This is a genomic window from Janthinobacterium salmonicoloratum (assembly GCF_051380845.1).
Classification (GTDB): domain Bacteria; phylum Pseudomonadota; class Gammaproteobacteria; order Burkholderiales; family Burkholderiaceae_D; genus Janthinobacterium; species Janthinobacterium lividum_F.
Genome location: NZ_JBNYXV010000006.1, coordinates 81,266 through 99,312 on the forward strand (window position 1 = coordinate 81,266; position 18,047 = coordinate 99,312).

Below are 18,047 nucleotides of genomic sequence, written 5' to 3' on the forward strand. Positions count from 1 at the left end.
GGAACTGACATGATCGGTAATTACAATTATGGAACCGGCCGTCGCAAAAGTGCAGTGGCTCGGGTTTTTATCAAAGTTGGCACAGGCTTGATCGTTGTTAACGGCAAACCAGCAAACGAATACTTTTCGCGCGAAACGGGTCTGATGGTCATCCGTCAACCACTGGAACTGACCGGCAATGTCGAGCGTTTCGACATCAAAGTCAACGTCCATGGCGGCGGTGAGTCGGGCCAGGCTGGTGCAGTTCGTCACGGCATCACCCGCGCTCTGATCGACTACGATGCAGCGTTGAAACCGGAACTGGCGAAAGCCGGCTTCGTGACCCGCGATGCACGTGAAGTCGAGCGTAAAAAAGTTGGTCTGCGCAAAGCACGTCGCGCAAAGCAATTCTCGAAGCGTTAATTTCTACGCTACAGCACCTTACGAGGTGCTGGTCGAAAAGCCGCTGGACTTCGGTCCCGCGGCTTTTTTGCATTTCAGCGGGATGCGCCGTTGCGCTGTAAAATACGCGGAAAACCCGCTGGGTTAGCGTTTCCCTCATCTTTATGCAATCTATACACAAGGAAAGAACATGATCAAAGTTGGCATCGTCGGCGGCACTGGATACACGGGCGTGGAATTGCTGCGCTTGCTCGCTACCCATCCAGATGTCGAGTTGACGGCGATTACCTCGCGCAAGGAAGATGGCTTGCCCGTTGCTGACATGTATCCTTCCCTGCGTGGCCATGTGAGCCTGGCGTTTTCCTCGCCGGACAAGGCCAAGCTGGAGCAGTGCGATGTGGTCTTCTTTGCCACGCCGCATGGTGTTGCCATGGCGCAAGCACCAGCCCTGCTGGCCGCCGGCGTAAAAGTCATCGACCTGGCCGCCGACTTCCGCCTGAAAGACCAGGCCAAGTTCGAGCAGTGGTACAAGATTCCCCACACGGCGCCCGAGCTGATTGAGCAAGCAGTTTACGGCTTGCCGGAACTGAACCGTGAAGATATTAAAAAAGCCAGTCTGATCGCCAATCCAGGCTGCTATCCGACCACCATGCAACTGGGCTTTTACCCGTTGCTCAAGGCTGGTCTGGTCAACGCGGGCGGCTTGATCGCCGACTGCAAGTCGGGCGTGTCCGGCGCCGGCCGCAAGGCGGAAATCGGCATCCTGTTCTCGGAAAGCAGCGACAGCTTTAAAGCCTATGGCGTGGCCGGCCACCGCCACCTGCCGGAAACGACGGCGCAATTGCAGCGTTTCACGGATGACAAAGTGGCGCTGACCTTTACGCCGCACCTGGTGCCGATGATACGCGGCATGCATTCGACCCTGTACGCGCAGCTGAACAAGGATGTCAGCAATGATGAGCTGCAAGCCTTGTTCGAAGAGCAATACAAGGATGAACCTTTCGTCGACGTGATGCCATTCGGCTCGCATCCGGAAACGCGCTCCACGCGCGGCTCGAACATGCTGCGCCTGGCCTTGCACCGTCCCGAAGGCGGCAATACCGTCATCGTGCTGGTGGTACAGGACAATCTGGTCAAGGGCGCATCAGGCCAGGCCGTGCAATGCATGAACTTGATGTTTGGCTTGAAAGAAACGGCCGGTTTGCAACACATCGCCCTGCTGCCGTAACGATCGGCGCCGGTGCTTGCGCAGGTCCGGCGCCTTTTTGCCGGACCTGTGATAAATTGGACTGCCACGTACCCCGACAGGATGACGTTCATGTTCGAGCGCAACGCGAAAAACCCCATCGACACCCTGATCGGCGCTTCCACGCGGATCGAGGGCGACTTGCTGTTTTGCGGCGGCCTGCGCATTGATGGTCATGTGCGCGGCAACGTCACGGGCGAGCCGGGCGAGCCCACGTATGTGGTGCTGGGCGAGGCGGGCCGCATCGATGGCGAAGTGCGCTGCTCCAGCCTGGTCGTCAGCGGCGAGATCAACGGCCCCGTGTATGTGTCTGAAATGCTTGAAATCCAGCCCAAAGCCCGCATTGTAGGAGAGGTCTATTACAAGGTGCTGGAAATGCACAGCGGCGCCTTGGTGCAAGGCAGGCTGAGTCGCCACGACAACGCCGACCCCGTGCTGCACCTGGCCGTATCGGAAATGTGAGCAAGAACAACACCATCCAGCCGCGTCAGTGGCCGTCGCAGCGCGAGTTGCGGCAACAGTCTATAATGAGTTAATGTTTTCTAGTAGGAGTGTCCGATATGAATGCCGTCGCTGAAATGCAAGATGTGATCCCTTCACCCATTATCTTTACCGATAGCGCCGCCGAAAAAGTCGCGCAGCTGATCGAAGAAGAAGGCAATCCCGACCTGAAATTGCGCGTGTTCGTGCAGGGTGGCGGCTGTTCCGGCTTCCAGTACGGTTTCACCTTCGACGAAATCGTCAATGAAGATGACACCACCATGGTCAAGAACGGCGTCCAGCTGTTGATCGATTCCATGAGCTACCAGTACCTGGTCGGCGCGGAAATCGACTACAAGGATGACCTGGAAGGCGCGCAGTTCGTGATTAAAAACCCAACGGCTACTTCTACCTGCGGTTGCGGTTCTTCGTTCTCGGTATAAAGTAGTTTCGCCGGAATGTAAAAAATAGCGGATCGATGATCCGCTATTTGTGTTTCTGGAGCAGTTGTTTCTCGTTAACGTGGATACAGCGCGCCCAGTACTCGTAGCCCCGCTGCGCCCGTCACGGCCGGCAAGTTGCCCGGCTTGCGCTGCGTAAAACGCCAGGCCAGCCAGGCAAACGCCAGCGCCTCGACCTGGCTGGGCGCCACACCCAGCGCTTCGGTAGACTCCACCGCCATACCCGGCAATTCCCGGGCCAGCGCCGCCATCAGGCTGGCGTTCTGCGCGCCGCCGCCACATACATACACCGTTTCCGCCGGCGCCCCGTCGCGCGCGATGGCGCCCGCCAGGCTGGCGGCCGTCAGCTGCGTCAGGGTCGCCTGCACGTCGGCAGGTTTGGCATGCGGATAGTTGCTCAGTTTGTCCTGTAACCAGTCGGCATGGAACAGGTCACGGCCCGTGCTTTTCGGCGCCGGCAAGTCAAAATAAGGTTCATTGAGCAACTCTGCCAGCAGGGCAGGCAAGACTTTGCCCGTGGCGGCCCAGGCGCCGTTGGCGTCGTACGGCTGGCCCAGATGCTGCAAGACCCAGCCATCCATCAACGCATTGCCAGGGCCCGTGTCGTAGCCCGTCACCGTGCCGTCCGCGTGCAGCACGCTGATATTGCTGATGCCGCCGATATTGGCCAGCACGCGCGTGTGGCCGGGCAGGTTGAAAATGGCTTGATGGAAGGCGGGCACCAGCGGCGCGCCCTGGCCGCCGGCCGCCACGTCGCGGCTGCGCAAGTCGGCGATGACGTCGATGCCCGTCAGTTCCGCCAGCAGGGCCGGGTTGTTCAACTGCCGCGTAAAGCCCAGCTCGGGGCGGTGGCGGATGGTCTGGCCATGCGCGCCGATGGCGGTGATGGCGTCCCGGCCAATGCCTGCGTTGCTCAAGAGCATGGCGACGCAGTCGGCGTAATGGTGCACGAGTTGATTTGCCGCCAGTGCTTCGCGTTCGATTTCATTCTGTCCGGCGCTTTGCAGGGCCATCAGCTCGGCGCGCAGGCTGGCGGGAAAGGGTATGTACGCGTCGCCCAGGCTGCGCGTGCCCTCGTCGGAAAAATCGACCAGCGCACCGTCGACGCCGTCGAGGCTGGTGCCCGACATTAAACCGATATACAGCATGGGTGTTTCCTCGCGTGCGTAAGTGATGGGGTACATTGTGCCGCATTTGTGCCGTACGCAAAAGCGCGCGGAAAAAAACAAAGGCACCGGCCATCTGCATGGGCGGTGCCTTGGTTGTTGCCCGAAGGCAGTGTTGCTTAGCGCGAAGCCAGTGCCGTGTCGTTCGGACGCAGCAAGGTGAAGCGGTGCATCATGTCATTCGACACCATGCGGAAGCGGCTCAGCTCGGCGGCCGTCAATGGCGCCTGGGCTTGTACGTTCAGCTTGCTTGGATCTTGTGCCACGCCGCCGACGCGGAATTCATAGTGCAAATGGGCGCCCGTTGACCAGCCGGTGGTGCCGACGTAACCGATCACATCGCCCTGGCTCACTTTTTGACCTTTTTTCAGGCCCGAAGCGAAGCGGCTCATGTGGGCGTAGGCAGTAGTGTAGTTGGCCCAGTGTTTCAGAACAACAACATTGCCGTAGCCGTTTTGCATGCCGACGGAATCGACCACGCCGTCGCCCGAAGCGCGGATAGGGGTGCCCGTTGCTGCAGCGAAATCGATGCCCTTGTGGGCTTTCCAGTTGCCGGAAATCGGGTGCACGCGCATGGAGAAGCCGGACGAGATGCGGGAGAATTCGAGGGGGGATTTCAGGAAGGCTTTTTTGAGGGACTTGCCGTCGAAACTGTAGTAACCGCCGCCTTGCTTGCTGGCTGGGTCTTCGAACCAAACGGACTGGTAAGTCGTGCCGCGGTTGGTGAATTCACCGGCCAGGATGCGGCCCGCTCGGACGAATTCGCCATCTTGCCAGAATGTTTCGTAGACAACATTGAACGAGTCGCCGCGTTTCAGGTCGGAGCGGAAGTCGATATTGGTGGAGAACATTTCCACGATTTGCGCGGAAATCGAGTCTGGCAGGCGTGTGCCGTCCAGGCTGGAGTCGGTGGCGGCGAACAGGGTGGAAGTAATCTTGCGCGCGTGCATTTCAACGCGGCGTTCCAGCTGGGCTGCCACTTCCGTAGCCACGAACTTGTCGCCCTTGCGGGTGATCAGGATGTTCTTGACCGATTTGTCCGTGCCGTCGACGAGGGTGGCGCGCATCCAGTTGAGGTCGCCGTTTTCGGTCGTTTGCGCTTGCACGCGCTTGCCCGATTTCAGCAACATCACGCCGCGCGCGATCTTGTCGGATTTAATGAAATTGGCGGCCGCCGGATCATCCACGCCGAGACGGGTCAGCAGGGTGGCGAGGGTATCGCCAGCGCGGACTTTTTCTTCGTGGGTGAAATTCTGGTCTACCTGTTCCATCGCGGAAATTTGCGAGGCGAGATCAGGCATTTCCAGGTTCTGGGCGATGGACGTGACCGGCAAGTCGGATGCGTCGGGCGCCATGGGCGACACAGCGACCGCGCCGAAGGCGGCCGCAGCGAGCAGCACTGCGGACACGCCGATAATGCGTGCCTTGCGTGTCGTCGTCAGCTGTGTGTACAAGCGTGAGCCTGTGATTTTATGTATAGGGTTCATGCAATCAGTTAAAATTTGCCCTTGAACGATTCGTGAACTAGTGCTCTTTGTTATTGTTATTTTGGTTCGTTTTCATACGGCAAGATTGATGGGATCGAGCATTATAGCAAACTCCGCAAACCTACTACCATTTTGAGATCTACAGTCAAATTTTATGGAAATCAACACCACCGCATCGCCTACAAAGGCTAACGCCGCTCAGACCGCGCTTGTGCTGTCGGACAGAGTACAAGAAGCCCTCGCGATTACCAAGCGTGGCGTCGACGAACTCTTGATCGAAAGCGAATTTGCGCAAAAATTAGCACGCTCCGAGAAAACCGGTGTTCCCCTGCGCATCAAACTGGGCCTGGACCCGACTGCACCCGACTTGCATCTGGGCCACACGGTCGTGCTGAACAAGATGCGCCAGTTGCAAAACCTGGGCCATCAAGTCATTTTCCTCATTGGCGACTTCACGTCCATGATCGGCGACCCTTCGGGCCGCAACGTCACGCGCCCGCCTTTGACCAAGGAACAGATCGAGATTAACGCGATGACGTATTTCGCGCAAGCGTCTTTAGTATTGGACGCCAGCAAGACCGAGATCCGCTATAACTCCGAGTGGTGCGATCCGCTGGGGGCGCGCGGCATCATCCAGCTCGCTTCCCACTACACGGTGGCGCGCATGATCGAGCGCGACGACTTCACCAAACGCTTCCAGGGCGGCATTCCTATTTCCGTGCATGAATTCCTGTACCCGCTGATGCAGGGCTACGACTCGGTGGCCCTGAAGTCGGACCTGGAACTGGGCGGCACGGACCAGAAGTTCAACCTGCTGGTGGGCCGCGAACTGCAAAAGCAGTACGGACAGGAGCAGCAGTGTATTTTGACCATGCCGCTGCTGGAAGGTTTGGACGGCGTGGAAAAAATGTCCAAGTCGAAGAATAATTACATCGGCATCACGGAACCGGGCAACACCATGTTCGCCAAGCTGATGAGCATTTCAGACGTCATGATGTGGCGCTACTACGAGCTGCTGTCGTGGCGCTCGATCGCCGAACTGGCGCAACTGAAGAGCGAAGTGGAAGGCGGCCGCAATCCGCGCGATGCCAAGGTTGCGCTGGCGCAAGAGATCGTCGCCCGCTTCCACTCGCAGCAGGCAGCGGAAGACGCGCTGGCCGACTTCGTCAACCGCTCGAAGGGCGGCATTCCCGACGATATCCCGGAAGTCACGCTGGCTGGCGCCCCGCTGGGCATCCCGCAGTTGTTGAAACAGGCTGGTCTGTGCCCTTCCACGTCGGAAGCCATGCGCAAGATCGACCAGGGTGGCGTGCGCATCGACGGCACCGTGATCAGCGACAAGGGCCTGCAAGTGGCGGCGGGCCAGTTTGTGTTGCAAGTTGGCAAGCGCAGTTTCGCGCGCGTCACCTTGACGGCATGATCGCGCTGCTGCAGAGAGTCACGCAGGCAAAGGTGGATGTCGCCGGCGCCACCGTCGGCGCTATCGACGGGGGCTTGATGGTGCTCGTGTGCGCCGAGCGGGGCGATACGGAGAAGGAAGCGGACGCCTTGCTGACCAAGCTGCTTGGCTACCGCGTGTTTGCCGACGAAGCGGGCAAGATGAACCGCAGCGTGACGGACGTGGCTGGCGGCTTGCTGCTGGTGCCGCAGTTCACGCTGGCGGCCGACACCAAGTCCGGCACGCGTCCGTCGTTCACGCCGGCGGCCGCGCCGCAGGACGGCTTGCGTCTGTTCACGCATTTCGTGGACCAGGCGCGCAGCCGCCACGCGACCGTGCAAACGGGGCAGTTCGGTGCCGATATGCAAGTGTCGCTGACGAATGACGGCCCCGTCACGTTCTGGCTGCAAGTGAACGCAAAGCAATAACTAAAAAATATAAAGAGGAGCAAGCGATGAAATTGTGGAGCGAGACGTTTCGTGATGGCGGCCTGATGCCGGCCGAGTATGCCTTTGCCGAGATCGATCCGGCCAGCCGCGTGCGCCTCGCCGGCAACCGCAATCCCCATCTGGCCTGGGATGAAGTGCCGAATGGCACCGAATCGCTGGCCCTGTTCTGCATCGACCCCGATGCGCCGCAAGACGCCAGCCTGGCCAACCGCGACGATCAATCCCTGCCGCTGACGGCGCTGCGCGGCGACTTTTATCACTGGAGCTTGCTCGACTTGCCGCCAGCCAAGCGGGTTATTGCCGCCGGAGAGTTCTCCAGCGGCATCACGCCGCGCGGTAAGCCTGCTAGTACTGTGTTGCGCCAGGGCATCAACGACTACACGGGCTGGTTTGCCGGCGATGCCGCCATGGCCGGTGATTATTATGGCTATGATGGCCCGTGCCCGCCGTGGAATGACGAGCGCCTCCACCACTACATCTTCCGCCTGTATGCGCTCGACGTGTCGCGCCTGGCGCTGCCCGAGCGATTTACAGGGAAGCAAGCGCATGCCGCCCTGTACGGCCACATCCTCGACGAAGCCCAGCTCGTCGTTGCCTACTCGCTCAACCCCGAGCTGGCACTTACCCTGAAGAAATAACGCATGAGCACCACGATTTTACTGATACGCCATGGCGAAACGGCCTGGAATGCGGGCCGCCGCCTGCAGGGCCATATCGACATCGCCCTGAACGAGGCGGGCCTGGCGCAAGCGGCCGCGCTGGGGCAGGCGCTGGCGGACGAACCGCTGGCCGCCATCATCGCCAGCGATCTGCAGCGCGCCCAGCAGACGGCGCAAGCCGTGGCTGACGTGAACAAGCTGCCCGTGCAGACGGACCTCTTGCTGCGCGAACGCTGCTATGGCGCCTTCGAAGGCTTGCTGTATGCCGACATCGCTTCGCGCTATCCGCACGAGTATGCGCAATGGCAATCGCGGCAGATCGATGCCGTGATGCCGTCGGGCGAGCGCCAGGCGGAGAGCTTTCGCCAGTTCTATGTGCGCGCGAACGGCGCCATCGCCCGCTGGGCCCAGCAGTATGACGGCCAGACGATCGCCATCGTGGCCCACGGCGGCGTGCTCGAGTGCGCCTACCGCGAGGCGGTCGGCATGACGCTCGACAGCCCGCGCGACTTCCAGGTGAAAAATGCCAGCGTCAACCGTTTTTCGTATGCCGACGGCAAGCTGCATTTAGTGCACTGGGGAAATATCGAACACCTGAGCGCGCCTGCAATGGACGAGCTGGGTTAAAAGTTGGGTGAACAGCGGAGCGGCCCGCCGGAGCGGCTCGCCGGTCTCCCATTTTGCTGTGCTGCACAAGCGTGGCGCCCACTCTGGCGCATTGAAACAAAAAAATAGTGCTTATTAAATAGGCAGGGAATCGGTTAAAATAGCAGGTTCCCCCGTCCATTTCAGGTTCTTCAGTGCAAATCGGCCCTCACATTCTGCGCAACAACGTTTTCGTCGCTCCCATGGCGGGCGTGACGGATCGGCCTTTCCGCCAGTTGTGCAAGCAATTGGGTGCCGGCTATGCCGTGTCGGAGATGGCGGCGTCGAATCCGCGCCTGTGGGCGACGGAAAAAAGCGCGCGCCGCACGGACCACGAAGGCGAAATGGAGCCGAAGGCCGTGCAGATCGCCGGTGCCGACCCGCAAGACCTGGCCGACTGCGCCAAGTTCAACGTGGACCGGGGCGCGCAGATCATCGACATCAACATGGGTTGCCCCGTGAAGAAGGTGTGCAACAGCTGGTGTGGTTCGGCCCTGTTGCAAAACGAAAGCCTGGTCGAAAAGATCTTGCACGCCGTCGTCAATGCCGTTGACGTGCCCGTCACCCTGAAATTTCGCACGGGCTGGAACCGCGAAAACAAGAACGCCCTGACTATCGCCCGCATCGCCGAGCAGGCCGGCATCCAGATGCTGACCTTGCACGGCCGCACGCGGGCCGATGGCTACAAGGGCGATGCCGAATATGAAACCATTGCCGCTGTGAAAGCATCGGTGGGCATTCCCGTGGTGGCCAATGGCGACATTAGCAGCCCGGAAAAGGCCCGCTTTGTGCTGGATCAAACGGGCGCCGATGCCGTCATGATCGGCCGCGCGGCGCAGGGTCGGCCGTGGATTTGCCGTGAAATCGACCATTTTTTGCGCACCGGCACCTTGCTGCCGGCGCCCTACGTGGATGAAGTGCGCACCCTGATGGATGAGCATTTGCGCGCCCATTACGCGTTTTATGGTGAATTCCTCGGCGTGCGCACGGCGCGCAAGCACATCGGCTGGTATGTCAAGGATCTGGAAGGCGGCGAAGCGTTCCGACAGCAAATGAACTTGCTGGAGTCGACGGAAGCGCAATTGCTGGCCGTGGATCAATTTTTTGAGTCGCAATGGAAATTTGGCGAACGGTTACAATACCGCCTCTCCGAATCCAGTGAAAGTGGCCTGATCGATGTGATCAAACCTACGGCCACGGCAGCATGAGCAGATAGCAACAAGCAGTGCAAATCAGTTACCAGCAGTACAAGGGCGAGCGCCTATACAGAGCGTCATGCAATATTAATTACAACACTGAGGCAAGAGGACAGCACGCGGACCGCATGAGCGGCGCGGCGCCGGATTGCCAGGTGTTCAGCCGGTTGAAGCATACAAATGAGCAAAGAAAGCATTCAGGAAGTCGTACAGAAAAGTCTAGAAGATTACTTCAATGACCTGGGCGAACAGCAAGCATCGAATATCTATGACATGGTCGTGCTGACCGTGGAAAAGCCCATCCTAGAAGTCGTGATGACACGCGCCGATGGCAACCAGTCGCACGCCGCGCAGATGCTGGGCATCAACCGCAATACCCTGCGCAAGAAATTGCAGGAGCACGGTTTGCTGTAATGCCGGCATGCAAGTGACGCCAAGATTTGAATCCGCCGCAGCAGTCTTCGCCTGAAGGCTGAACTGCGCCATTCGCCAAGAACACTTAACCACCTAGCCACAGCCATGATCAAACAAGCTCTCCTCTCCGTTTCCGACAAGACCGGCGTTCTCGAATTCGCCCGTGCCCTGTCTGCCCTCGGCGTCAACCTCCTGTCCACCGGCGGCACCGCCAAATTGCTGGCAGACAACGGTGTTCCCGTCACGGAAGTTGCCGACTACACGGGTTTCCCGGAGATGCTCGATGGCCGTGTGAAAACCCTGCACCCGAAAGTGCACGGCGGTATCCTGGCGCGCCGCGATTTCCCTGAGCACATGTCGAAACTGGTCGAGCACGACATGCCGACCATCGACATGGTGGTGGTCAACCTGTACCCGTTCCAGGGCACGGTTGCCAAGGCCGATTGCACGCTGGAAGATGCGATCGAAAACATCGATATCGGTGGCCCGACCATGCTGCGTTCGGCGGCCAAGAACCACAAGGACGTGGTCGTCATCTGCGACCCGACCGACTACGACGCGGTGCTGGCGGAAATGCGTTCGGCCGACGGCAAGGCTGGCGACGTGAGCTACGACACCAAATTCATGCTGGCGAAAAAAGTCTTTGCGCACACGGCGCAATACGATGGCGCCATCACCAACTACCTGACCAGCTTGGGCCCGACGAAAGTGCACGCCGAGCGCGGCGCTTATCCGCAAATCCTCAACGTTGCCTTTGAGAAAGTGCAAGACATGCGCTATGGTGAAAACCCGCACCAGAGCGCCGCGTTTTACCGCGACCTCGTCACCACCGATGGCGCGCTGGCCAACTACCGCCAGTTGCAAGGCAAGGAATTGTCGTACAACAACATCGCCGATGCCGATGCGGCCTGGGAATGCGTGAAGAGCATGGGCGGCTTCGAGCAAAGCGCTGCCTGCGTGATCGTCAAGCATGCGAACCCATGCGGTGTCGCCCTGGGCAAGAATGCAGCTGAAGCGTATGCGCGCGCCCTGCAGACGGACCCGACCTCGGCATTCGGCGGCATCATCGCCTTCAACACGGAACTCGACGGCGCCACCGCCGGCGAAATCGCTAAGCTGTTCGTGGAAGTGCTGATCGCCCCGTCGTTCTCCGCGGAAGCGAAACAGATTCTGTCGAGCAAGCAAAACGTGCGCATGCTGGAAATCCCGCTGGGTACCGGCGTGCACGCGATGGACTTCAAGCGCGTCGGTGGCGGCTTGCTGGTGCAATCGCCGGACGCGAAAAACGTCGGTATCGGCGACTTGCGCGTGGTCAGCAAGCTGCAGCCAACGCCGCAGCAACTGGCCGACTTGATGTTCGCCTGGAAAGTGGCGAAATTCGTCAAGTCGAACGCCATCGTCTTCTGCGGCAATAACATGACCCTGGGCGTGGGCGCAGGCCAGATGAGCCGTATCGACTCGGCCCGCATCGCTTCCATCAAGGCGCAAAACGCGGGCCTGAGCTTGACCGGATCCGTGGTGGCGTCGGACGCCTTCTTCCCGTTCCGCGATGGCCTCGACGTGGTCGTCGACGCAGGCGCGACTTGCGTCATCCACCCGGGCGGCTCCATGCGCGACCAGGAAGTGATCGATGCGGCGGACGAGCGCGGCGTCGTGATGTTGTACACAGGAACGCGTCACTTCCGTCATTGATATGGAACAGGCTGAGATTCAACATCTCAGTCGGCAGTAACTCAGCGGCAGGCATCGGTTATTCACCGGTGCCTGCCGTATTCATTATAGAATCTGGCGATGATTATTCTTGGCATCGATCCTGGCCTGCGCACCACCGGCTTTGGGGTCATTGAAAAACACGGCAACAAGCTGCGCTATATCGCGTCGGGAACCGTCAAGACGGGTTCCGAAGGGGAATTGCCGCCGCGCCTGAAGATCATCCTGCAGGGCGTGAGCGAAATTGTCGGCACTTACCAGCCCGACTGTGCGGCCATCGAAAAAGTGTTTGTCAACGTCAACCCCCAATCGACCTTGCTGTTGGGCCAGGCGCGTGGCGCGGCCATTTGCGCGCTCGTCCATGCCGACTTGTCGGTGGCCGAATACACGGCGCTGCAAGTGAAACAGGCTGTCACGGGACATGGCAAGGCGGCCAAGGAGCAGGTGCAGGAAATGGTGTCGCGGCTGCTGTCCTTGCCCGGCTTGCCCGGCACGGATGCGGCCGATGCGCTGGGCGTGGCCATTTGCCACGCCAACAGCATCGATGCGCTGGCCATGATCGGCGCGCTGGCGCCCCAGCTGCAGGGCTTGCGCATGAAGCGCGGCCGCCTGGTCGGTTAGGCTTAGGATAGCCCTCATATATATACACAACATTAGGAACACGCGATGATAGGCCGTCTCTCCGGTATTTTGCTTGAAAAGAATCCGCCACAATTGCTGGTCGATTGCCAGGGCGTCGGCTATGAAGTCGACGTGCCGATGAGCACGTTTTACAACTTGCCCCACGTGGGCGAAAAAGTCGTGTTGTTCACGCACCAGGCCATCCGCGAAGATGCGCATTTGCTGTTTGGCTTCGGCAATGCTGCCGAGCGGGCCGTGTTCCGCCAGTTGATCAAGATCACGGGCGTGGGCGCGCGCATGGCCTTGTCGATTCTCTCCGGCATGACGATTGCCGACCTGGCGCAGGCGATCACCTTGCAAGATTCGGGCCGCCTGGTCAAAGTGCCCGGTATCGGCAAGAAGACGGCGGAACGCTTACTGCTGGAATTGAAGGGCAAGCTGGGGGCCGATATCGGCGCCGGCGGCGCGCATGCGGCACCGGACGCGAAATCGGACATTTTGAATGCGCTGGTGGCGCTCGGTTATTCGGACAAGGAAGCGCTGGCCGCCGTGAAAAACGTGCCGGCCGGCAGCAGTGTCTCGGACGGCATCAAACTGGCGCTGAAAGCGCTGTCGAAAGGCTGATAACGCATGAGCATCCAGACCGACAGCTTCACGGAACAGCGCATCATCGACGCGGCCCCCATCTCGCATAACGAAGAGGCCATCGAGCGGGCCTTGCGCCCGAAGCAACTCGACGAGTATGTGGGACAGGAAAAGATCCGCGACCAGCTCGAGATCTTTATCACGGCCGCGCGCCAGCGCAAGGAAGCGCTCGACCATACTTTGCTGTTCGGCCCGCCAGGTCTGGGCAAGACGACCTTGGCGCACATCATTGCGCGCGAAATGGGCGTGAATTTGCGCCAGACGTCCGGCCCCGTGCTCGAGCGTCCGGGCGACCTGGCGGCGATCCTGACGAATCTGGAAGCGAACGACGTCCTGTTCATCGATGAAATCCACCGGTTGTCGCCTGTTGTCGAAGAAATTTTATATCCGGCGCTTGAGGATTATCAAATCGATATCATGATCGGTGAAGGCCCGGCCGCCCGTTCCGTGAAGCTCGATTTGCAACCGTTCACCCTGGTCGGCGCCACCACGCGCGCCGGCATGCTGACCAATCCACTGCGTGACCGCTTCGGCATCGTCGCGCGCCTGGAGTTTTATAACACGGGCGAATTGACAAAGATCGTCACGCGCAGCGCCGCCTTGCTGAAGGCGCCGATCGACCCGGAAGGCGCGCACGAGATCGCCCAGCGTGCCCGCGGCACGCCCCGTATCGCCAACCGCTTGCTGCGCCGCGTGCGCGATTTCGCGGAAGTCAAAAGCAATGGCGAGATCACGAAGGTGGTGGCGGACCGTGCGCTGGCCATGCTCGATGTCGATTCCGCCGGCTTTGACGTGATGGACCGCAAGCTGCTTGAAGCCGTGCTGTTCAAGTTCGGCGGCGGCCCCGTCGGTATCGGCAACCTGGCGGCGGCCATCGGCGAAGCGGCCGATACCATCGAAGACGTGCTGGAACCGTATCTGATACAGCAAGGCTTTTTGCAGCGCACGCCCCGTGGCCGCGTCGCCACCCCGGCCGCCTATTTGCACTTTGGCGTCAGCGCGCCGCGCATGGGCCCCAGCGGCGAAGCGTGGGAACTGTGATGGCGGACGGTAGCCAGGGCGGCCAGCCGCCCGGCATGCAAATCTGGATCGACGCCGATGCCTGTCCCGTTGTCATCAAGGAAATCCTGTACCGCGTGGCCGACCGCCTGGAGTTGCCGCTCACCCTGGTAGCCAACCAGGGCTTGCGCGTGCCGCCCTCGCGTTTTATCCGCACCGTGCAAGTGCCGTCCGGCGCCGACGTGGCCGACCAGGAAATCGTGCGCCTGCTCAATCCCGGCGACCTGGTCATCACGGGCGATATCCCGCTGGCCGCCGACGTGCTGGCCAAAGGCGGTTTTGCGCTCAATCCGCGCGGCGAGTTTTACACGAAGGACAATATCGCCCAGCAACTGACGATGCGCGCCTTCATGGAAGAATTGCGCAGCGGCGGCGTGGATACGGGCGGCCCGGCCGCCTTCAGCCAGTCCGACCGGCAGCAGTTTGCCAACAGCCTCGACAGGCACCTGAGCAAGCATCACCGCAAGCCCGTGGCGGCCTTGCGCCAGACGTAAAAAAACCGGCGCAAGCCGGTTTTTTTACGTGCGTGGATAACTTAGCGTGCAACTTTGCGCGTGCCCACCACTTCCACCGTCACGCGGCGGTTCTTGGCGCGACCGGCGGCACTCGTGTTGTCGGCCACGGGCTGCGTTTCTCCCTTGCCTTCCGTGTAGACGCGGCTCGTTTCCACGCCTTGCGCCACCAGGTAAGCCTTGACGGCTTCGGCGCGGCGCTGCGACAGTTTCTGGTTGTAGGCATCGGAACCGACGGCATCCGTATGACCGACCGTGACGATCACTTCCAGGTCCATGCCGGTCAATCGACCTAGTAGCTGGTCCAGCGCCGCCTTGCCTTGTGGCTTGAGCGTCGATTGATCGAAATCAAACAATGCTTCCGAAGCAAACGACACTTTTTCCGCCACTGGCACCGGTGCGGGCTTGGCTTCGATCAGCGGCGCCGGCATCGCGACGACAGGAGCGACTTCGGGCGCCGGCTGGTAGGCGGGCGTGGCGCTGGCCGGGCGGCCCAGCTTGTACACGAGGCTGACGGAATACAGGTCTGCATCGCCACGGTTGCCCACGGCGTCGTTCAAGCGATAACGCTCGACTTCGCCGCGCAGGGCCAGCGCTTCGCTGAACTTGTATTCCAGGCCCAGACCCAGCTTGGCGTTGAGCTTGCGCTCGCTGGCATGCGTGTTTATCGAGCCCAGCAGGCGGTTGCCGCTGAATTCCGTGTTGGTCTTGGTGTAATGCATGCCGACACGGCCCAGCAGGGACAGTCGCTGCGACAGTGGCAGCTGGCCCAGCAAGTCCAGGTTCACGCCGCGAAACGCTGCTTGTCCGTTCAGCACGCCGTTGCCGCTGGTGGTGGACCGGAAATCGAACTTGCCCAGGTCAAAGTAACCGCCTTCCACGGCGAAATACTGGTTCAGTTGCCGTCCGACAAACAGTTTATAGCCCGTGTCGCGCTGGTCCTTGGTAAAACCGGTGACGGTTTCACCGTTGGCGGCCAGGCTGGCGCGCAGGCGCGGCTCGTCGATGGTGGCGCGCGACTGGCCCACGCCGGCACCGAGGTACCAGGCGCTGTTGGCCCAGTCCGGGTTGATGAAGGTGTTGTCCTGCGCCTGCGCCCCTTGCGCTGCCAGCAGGGCGGCCGTCATCACGCTCAGGGCGCCCAGTGTGTGTGCAATAGTCATGGTCATGTCCTGATTATTTGGTGATCTGGTTGTTGCGCAGGGTGACGGCGGCAGCCGTCAGCACCCGGCCATTGAGCAGGGTCGTGTTGTCGCCTACCGTGATGGCGGCAGACTGGCCCAGGATATTGCCCTTGAAGACGCTGTTCGCGGCCAGGGTGGTGGGGCCGACGGGTAGCCAGCTGACGTTGTCGGCCGTGGCGCCATTGTTCAGGGCAACGATGGAATTGACGGTCGAATCCAAGGTCAGCGCCGTGCGGAAGATGTATACGCCGGGACCGTTCAGTGTCAGGGTGCCCGTGATGCTGATGGCGCCCGCATAGCAATACACGCCGGGGCCGAAGGTCTGGCCGCCCAGGTCGATGCCGCCGGCAAAGCTGACATCGCAGGTCCGGCTATTGCCGTCCGTGATCGCCGCTTGTAAATCTGTCATGGCGCCGGCCAGGATGGCGCCCGACTTGTAATTGGTAAAGCCGGCCGCCTGGGTCGGATCGACCGTTTGCGACGGTGCACCGACGTCGCCCGTGATCAGGGTGGTGCCGCCCGAATTGTTCGTGATCGAGGTGCCGGCCAGCACGCCGAACGGTGCTGCGCGGCCCAGGATGATCGGGTTGACCGCGGGCGGGATGGCGACGGCCGTGACAGTCAGCAGCGCGCTGCCCGACTGGCCGCCGGCCGTGGCGGTGATGCTGCTGGTGCCGGTGGCGATGCCGGTGGCGACGCCTGTGTTCAGCACGCTAGCGGTGGCGACGGTGCCCGAGGTCCAGGCGGCGCCGCCGGTGATGATGGCGTTCGAGCTGTCCGAATACGTTGCCGTGGCAATGAATTGCTGCTGGGCACCGACAGCGATGCTGGCTGTAGCGGGCGTGACGGCGATGCTGACCAGGGTGAGGGCAGGCACGGTGACGGTGGTGCTGGCCGTCTTGCCGTTGAAGCTGGCATTCATGACGCTGGTACCGAAGGCAACACCGGTGACCAGGCCGCCGCTGGCGACGGTGGCCGTGGCGGGCGTGACTGAAACGAAGCTGCTGCCGCTCGTCACGTCGACAATGCTGCCATCCGAATACGTGGCAAGGACGGCCAGCTGACGCGTTGCGGCGAGGGGCACGACGGGGTTTTGCGGTGTGACGGCGATGGACAGCAAGGTCGCTGGCGAGACGGTCAGCACTGCGCTGGCGCTCTTGCCGCCAAACGCGGCGCTGATGCTGCTGCTGCCGACAGCGACGCCGGTACTCAGGCCTGTGGCGGCATTGACTGTCGCGCTGGCCGGCGTGGCCGATGTCCAGGCCGCCTTGGCGCTGACGTCTTGCGCGGAGCCATCGCTATACGTGGCGATGGCCGTGAATTGCTGGGCGGCGCCGATGGCGACCGTGGCCGAGGCTGGCGTGACGGCCAGGCTGGACAAGGTGGCAGCCGGCAAGCCGAGGATGGGATCGCGTCCCTGGTCACCGCCGCCGCAACCAGCCAGGGCGGCCAAGGCCAGCAAACCTGCCGCGACGAGCAGCGGGTTCAGATATCGTTTGAAGAGGTTCATTTGTGTTCCTTTGTGCATGGCAGTCACTGCCGGGCATCTGCGGATGAGGTCATCCGGCAGAGCCATGCCGCCCTTCGCTACAGGGCGATGGCGTCACAGGCATGCACTATTTCACGGAGGGAACTGCCGGTATGTGCGTTGGCGCGCATAGCGTTCAGCCACCTTGATACAGGCTAAAATACAAGCGAATTCGAGCTGGGAAAACAACAGGAGTACGGGAGCAGGGCGTAAAAAAGCCGGCGCTGGGCCGGCTTCGGTTAGGGGGCGGCTGCGATTATTCTTCACGCACCCATGTCTGCGAGCGGCCAAACATCGGCACGCCGATATAGCCGCGCACTTGCAGCTTGGTGCCGCCTTCCGTCAGTTCGGCCTTGCTTTTGTAAGTCTTGCCATTGGCAGGGTCCGTGATTTCGCCGCCCGTCCATTCCTTGCCGTCATATTTCAGGCCGGACAGGATCACCAGGCCGATGATGGGCTGGTCTTTCTTGGCGCCCGTGCACTTGTCGCACTTGGGGTTCTGGTCTTCCTCCGGGCCGCGGAACAGCTTGTCGATCTTGCCTTGCAAGACACCGTTGCTTTCCGTGATGACGACGAGGGATTTCGGCTTGCCGCTGGCGTCGTCGATGGTTTTCCACGTGCCGACGGGGGTGTAGTTGCCGTCGCGCGCGGTGGCGCCGCCGGCGATGGCCAGGGCGGCCACCAGTACGCTTGCTTTGAATAGTTTATGCATCGCTAGTCTCCTATGGTTTTTTTGATCGGGTCACGAACAGTTTATATACCAAGG

Annotated in this window: 20 protein-coding genes; 15 read left to right on the forward strand and 5 right to left on the reverse strand. The window is 60.9% G+C overall.

The annotated features are described in order from the left end of the window. Positions 1 to 9 precede the first annotated feature (9 nt). The 4 genes from rpsI (at position 10) to erpA (ending at position 2,550) form a co-directional block, all read left to right on the forward strand. Positions 10 to 402, forward strand: a complete 393-nt coding sequence (rpsI, locus tag ACQ4WY_RS23525; protein ID WP_010393285.1) for a 30S ribosomal protein S9 — start codon at positions 10 to 12, stop codon at positions 400 to 402. Between the two features lie 169 nt (positions 403 to 571). Then, on the forward strand, positions 572 to 1,609 hold the full coding sequence (argC, locus tag ACQ4WY_RS23530; protein ID WP_353658920.1) for an N-acetyl-gamma-glutamyl-phosphate reductase: 1,038 nt from the start codon (positions 572 to 574) through the stop codon (positions 1,607 to 1,609). Positions 1,610 to 1,699: 90 nt separating this feature from the next. Then, entirely contained in the window at positions 1,700 to 2,089 is a 390-nt protein-coding gene (locus tag ACQ4WY_RS23535; protein WP_353658919.1) for a bactofilin family protein, read from the forward strand. A gap of 98 nt (positions 2,090 to 2,187) precedes the next feature. Beyond that, positions 2,188 to 2,550, forward strand: a complete 363-nt coding sequence (gene erpA, locus ACQ4WY_RS23540) for an iron-sulfur cluster insertion protein ErpA (protein WP_029496047.1) — start codon at positions 2,188 to 2,190, stop codon at positions 2,548 to 2,550. Between the two features lie 74 nt (positions 2,551 to 2,624). Here the strand turns inward: erpA and ACQ4WY_RS23545 are convergent, their stop codons facing one another. Together ACQ4WY_RS23545 and ACQ4WY_RS23550 are read right to left on the reverse strand one after the other, a co-directional pair. Further along, positions 2,625 to 3,716, reverse strand: coding sequence for an anhydro-N-acetylmuramic acid kinase (locus tag ACQ4WY_RS23545; protein ID WP_436506150.1), 1,092 nt, complete (start codon positions 3,714 to 3,716; stop codon positions 2,625 to 2,627). A 137-nt stretch (positions 3,717 to 3,853) separates the two neighbouring features. Continuing rightward, positions 3,854 to 5,221: a M23 family metallopeptidase gene (locus ACQ4WY_RS23550; RefSeq protein ID WP_353658917.1), complete on the reverse strand. Its 1,368-nt coding sequence runs from the start codon at positions 5,219 to 5,221 to the stop codon at positions 3,854 to 3,856. Between the two features lie 154 nt (positions 5,222 to 5,375). Here ACQ4WY_RS23550 and tyrS point away from each other — a divergent pair, with 154 nt between their 5' ends. The 11 genes from tyrS (at position 5,376) to ACQ4WY_RS23605 (ending at position 14,551) form a co-directional block, all read left to right on the forward strand. Next, positions 5,376 to 6,641 (forward strand): tyrosine--tRNA ligase, encoded by a 1,266-nt coding sequence (gene tyrS / locus ACQ4WY_RS23555; RefSeq protein ID WP_436506151.1) that lies wholly within the window; start codon positions 5,376 to 5,378, stop codon positions 6,639 to 6,641. Next, positions 6,638 to 7,087 carry a D-aminoacyl-tRNA deacylase gene (gene dtd / locus ACQ4WY_RS23560; RefSeq protein WP_436506152.1) on the forward strand — a complete coding sequence of 150 codons (450 nt, stop codon included), beginning with the start codon at positions 6,638 to 6,640 and terminating at the stop codon, positions 7,085 to 7,087. Before tyrS ends, dtd begins: the two co-directional genes overlap by 4 nt. Before the next feature lie 26 nt (positions 7,088 to 7,113). Further along, positions 7,114 to 7,746, forward strand: a complete 633-nt coding sequence (locus ACQ4WY_RS23565; RefSeq protein WP_436506153.1) for a YbhB/YbcL family Raf kinase inhibitor-like protein — start codon at positions 7,114 to 7,116, stop codon at positions 7,744 to 7,746. A 3-nt stretch (positions 7,747 to 7,749) separates the two neighbouring features. Beyond that, a complete protein-coding gene (locus ACQ4WY_RS23570) occupies positions 7,750 to 8,394 on the forward strand; it encodes a histidine phosphatase family protein (RefSeq protein WP_436506154.1) in 645 nt (214 codons plus the stop codon). A 173-nt stretch (positions 8,395 to 8,567) separates the two neighbouring features. Further along, positions 8,568 to 9,620: a tRNA dihydrouridine synthase DusB gene (gene dusB, locus ACQ4WY_RS23575; RefSeq protein ID WP_436506155.1), complete on the forward strand. Its 1,053-nt coding sequence runs from the start codon at positions 8,568 to 8,570 to the stop codon at positions 9,618 to 9,620. A gap of 168 nt (positions 9,621 to 9,788) precedes the next feature. Next, positions 9,789 to 10,022: a helix-turn-helix domain-containing protein gene (locus ACQ4WY_RS23580; RefSeq protein WP_008445162.1), complete on the forward strand. Its 234-nt coding sequence runs from the start codon at positions 9,789 to 9,791 to the stop codon at positions 10,020 to 10,022. A 105-nt stretch (positions 10,023 to 10,127) separates the two neighbouring features. Then, the gene (gene purH / locus ACQ4WY_RS23585) at positions 10,128 to 11,714 is read left to right on the forward strand and encodes a bifunctional phosphoribosylaminoimidazolecarboxamide formyltransferase/IMP cyclohydrolase (protein WP_436506156.1); all 1,587 of its coding nucleotides are present in this window, start codon (positions 10,128 to 10,130) and stop codon (positions 11,712 to 11,714) included. 99 nt (positions 11,715 to 11,813) lie between these two features. Beyond that, positions 11,814 to 12,353, forward strand: coding sequence for a crossover junction endodeoxyribonuclease RuvC (ruvC, locus tag ACQ4WY_RS23590; RefSeq protein ID WP_353658912.1), 540 nt, complete (start codon positions 11,814 to 11,816; stop codon positions 12,351 to 12,353). A 45-nt stretch (positions 12,354 to 12,398) separates the two neighbouring features. Continuing rightward, positions 12,399 to 12,977: a Holliday junction branch migration protein RuvA gene (gene ruvA, locus ACQ4WY_RS23595; protein ID WP_353658911.1), complete on the forward strand. Its 579-nt coding sequence runs from the start codon at positions 12,399 to 12,401 to the stop codon at positions 12,975 to 12,977. A gap of 6 nt (positions 12,978 to 12,983) precedes the next feature. Beyond that, positions 12,984 to 14,039 carry a Holliday junction branch migration DNA helicase RuvB gene (gene ruvB, locus ACQ4WY_RS23600; RefSeq protein ID WP_436506158.1) on the forward strand — a complete coding sequence of 352 codons (1,056 nt, stop codon included), beginning with the start codon at positions 12,984 to 12,986 and terminating at the stop codon, positions 14,037 to 14,039. Positions 14,040 to 14,074: 35 nt separating this feature from the next. After that, positions 14,075 to 14,551, forward strand: a complete 477-nt coding sequence (locus tag ACQ4WY_RS23605; RefSeq protein ID WP_353660896.1) for a YaiI/YqxD family protein — start codon at positions 14,075 to 14,077, stop codon at positions 14,549 to 14,551. Between the two features lie 41 nt (positions 14,552 to 14,592). On the opposite strand, the gene ACQ4WY_RS23610 is transcribed toward ACQ4WY_RS23605, so the two are convergent. From ACQ4WY_RS23610 to ACQ4WY_RS23620, 3 genes are all read right to left on the reverse strand, one after another. After that, positions 14,593 to 15,732 (reverse strand): OmpA family protein, encoded by a 1,140-nt coding sequence (locus ACQ4WY_RS23610; protein ID WP_436506159.1) that lies wholly within the window; start codon positions 15,730 to 15,732, stop codon positions 14,593 to 14,595. Positions 15,733 to 15,745: 13 nt separating this feature from the next. Continuing rightward, a complete protein-coding gene (locus tag ACQ4WY_RS23615) occupies positions 15,746 to 17,263 on the reverse strand; it encodes an ice-binding family protein (protein ID WP_436506160.1) in 1,518 nt (505 codons plus the stop codon). A gap of 274 nt (positions 17,264 to 17,537) precedes the next feature. Then, positions 17,538 to 17,993 (reverse strand): DUF2147 domain-containing protein, encoded by a 456-nt coding sequence (locus ACQ4WY_RS23620; protein WP_436506161.1) that lies wholly within the window; start codon positions 17,991 to 17,993, stop codon positions 17,538 to 17,540. Positions 17,994 to 18,047: the final 54 nt, after the last annotated feature.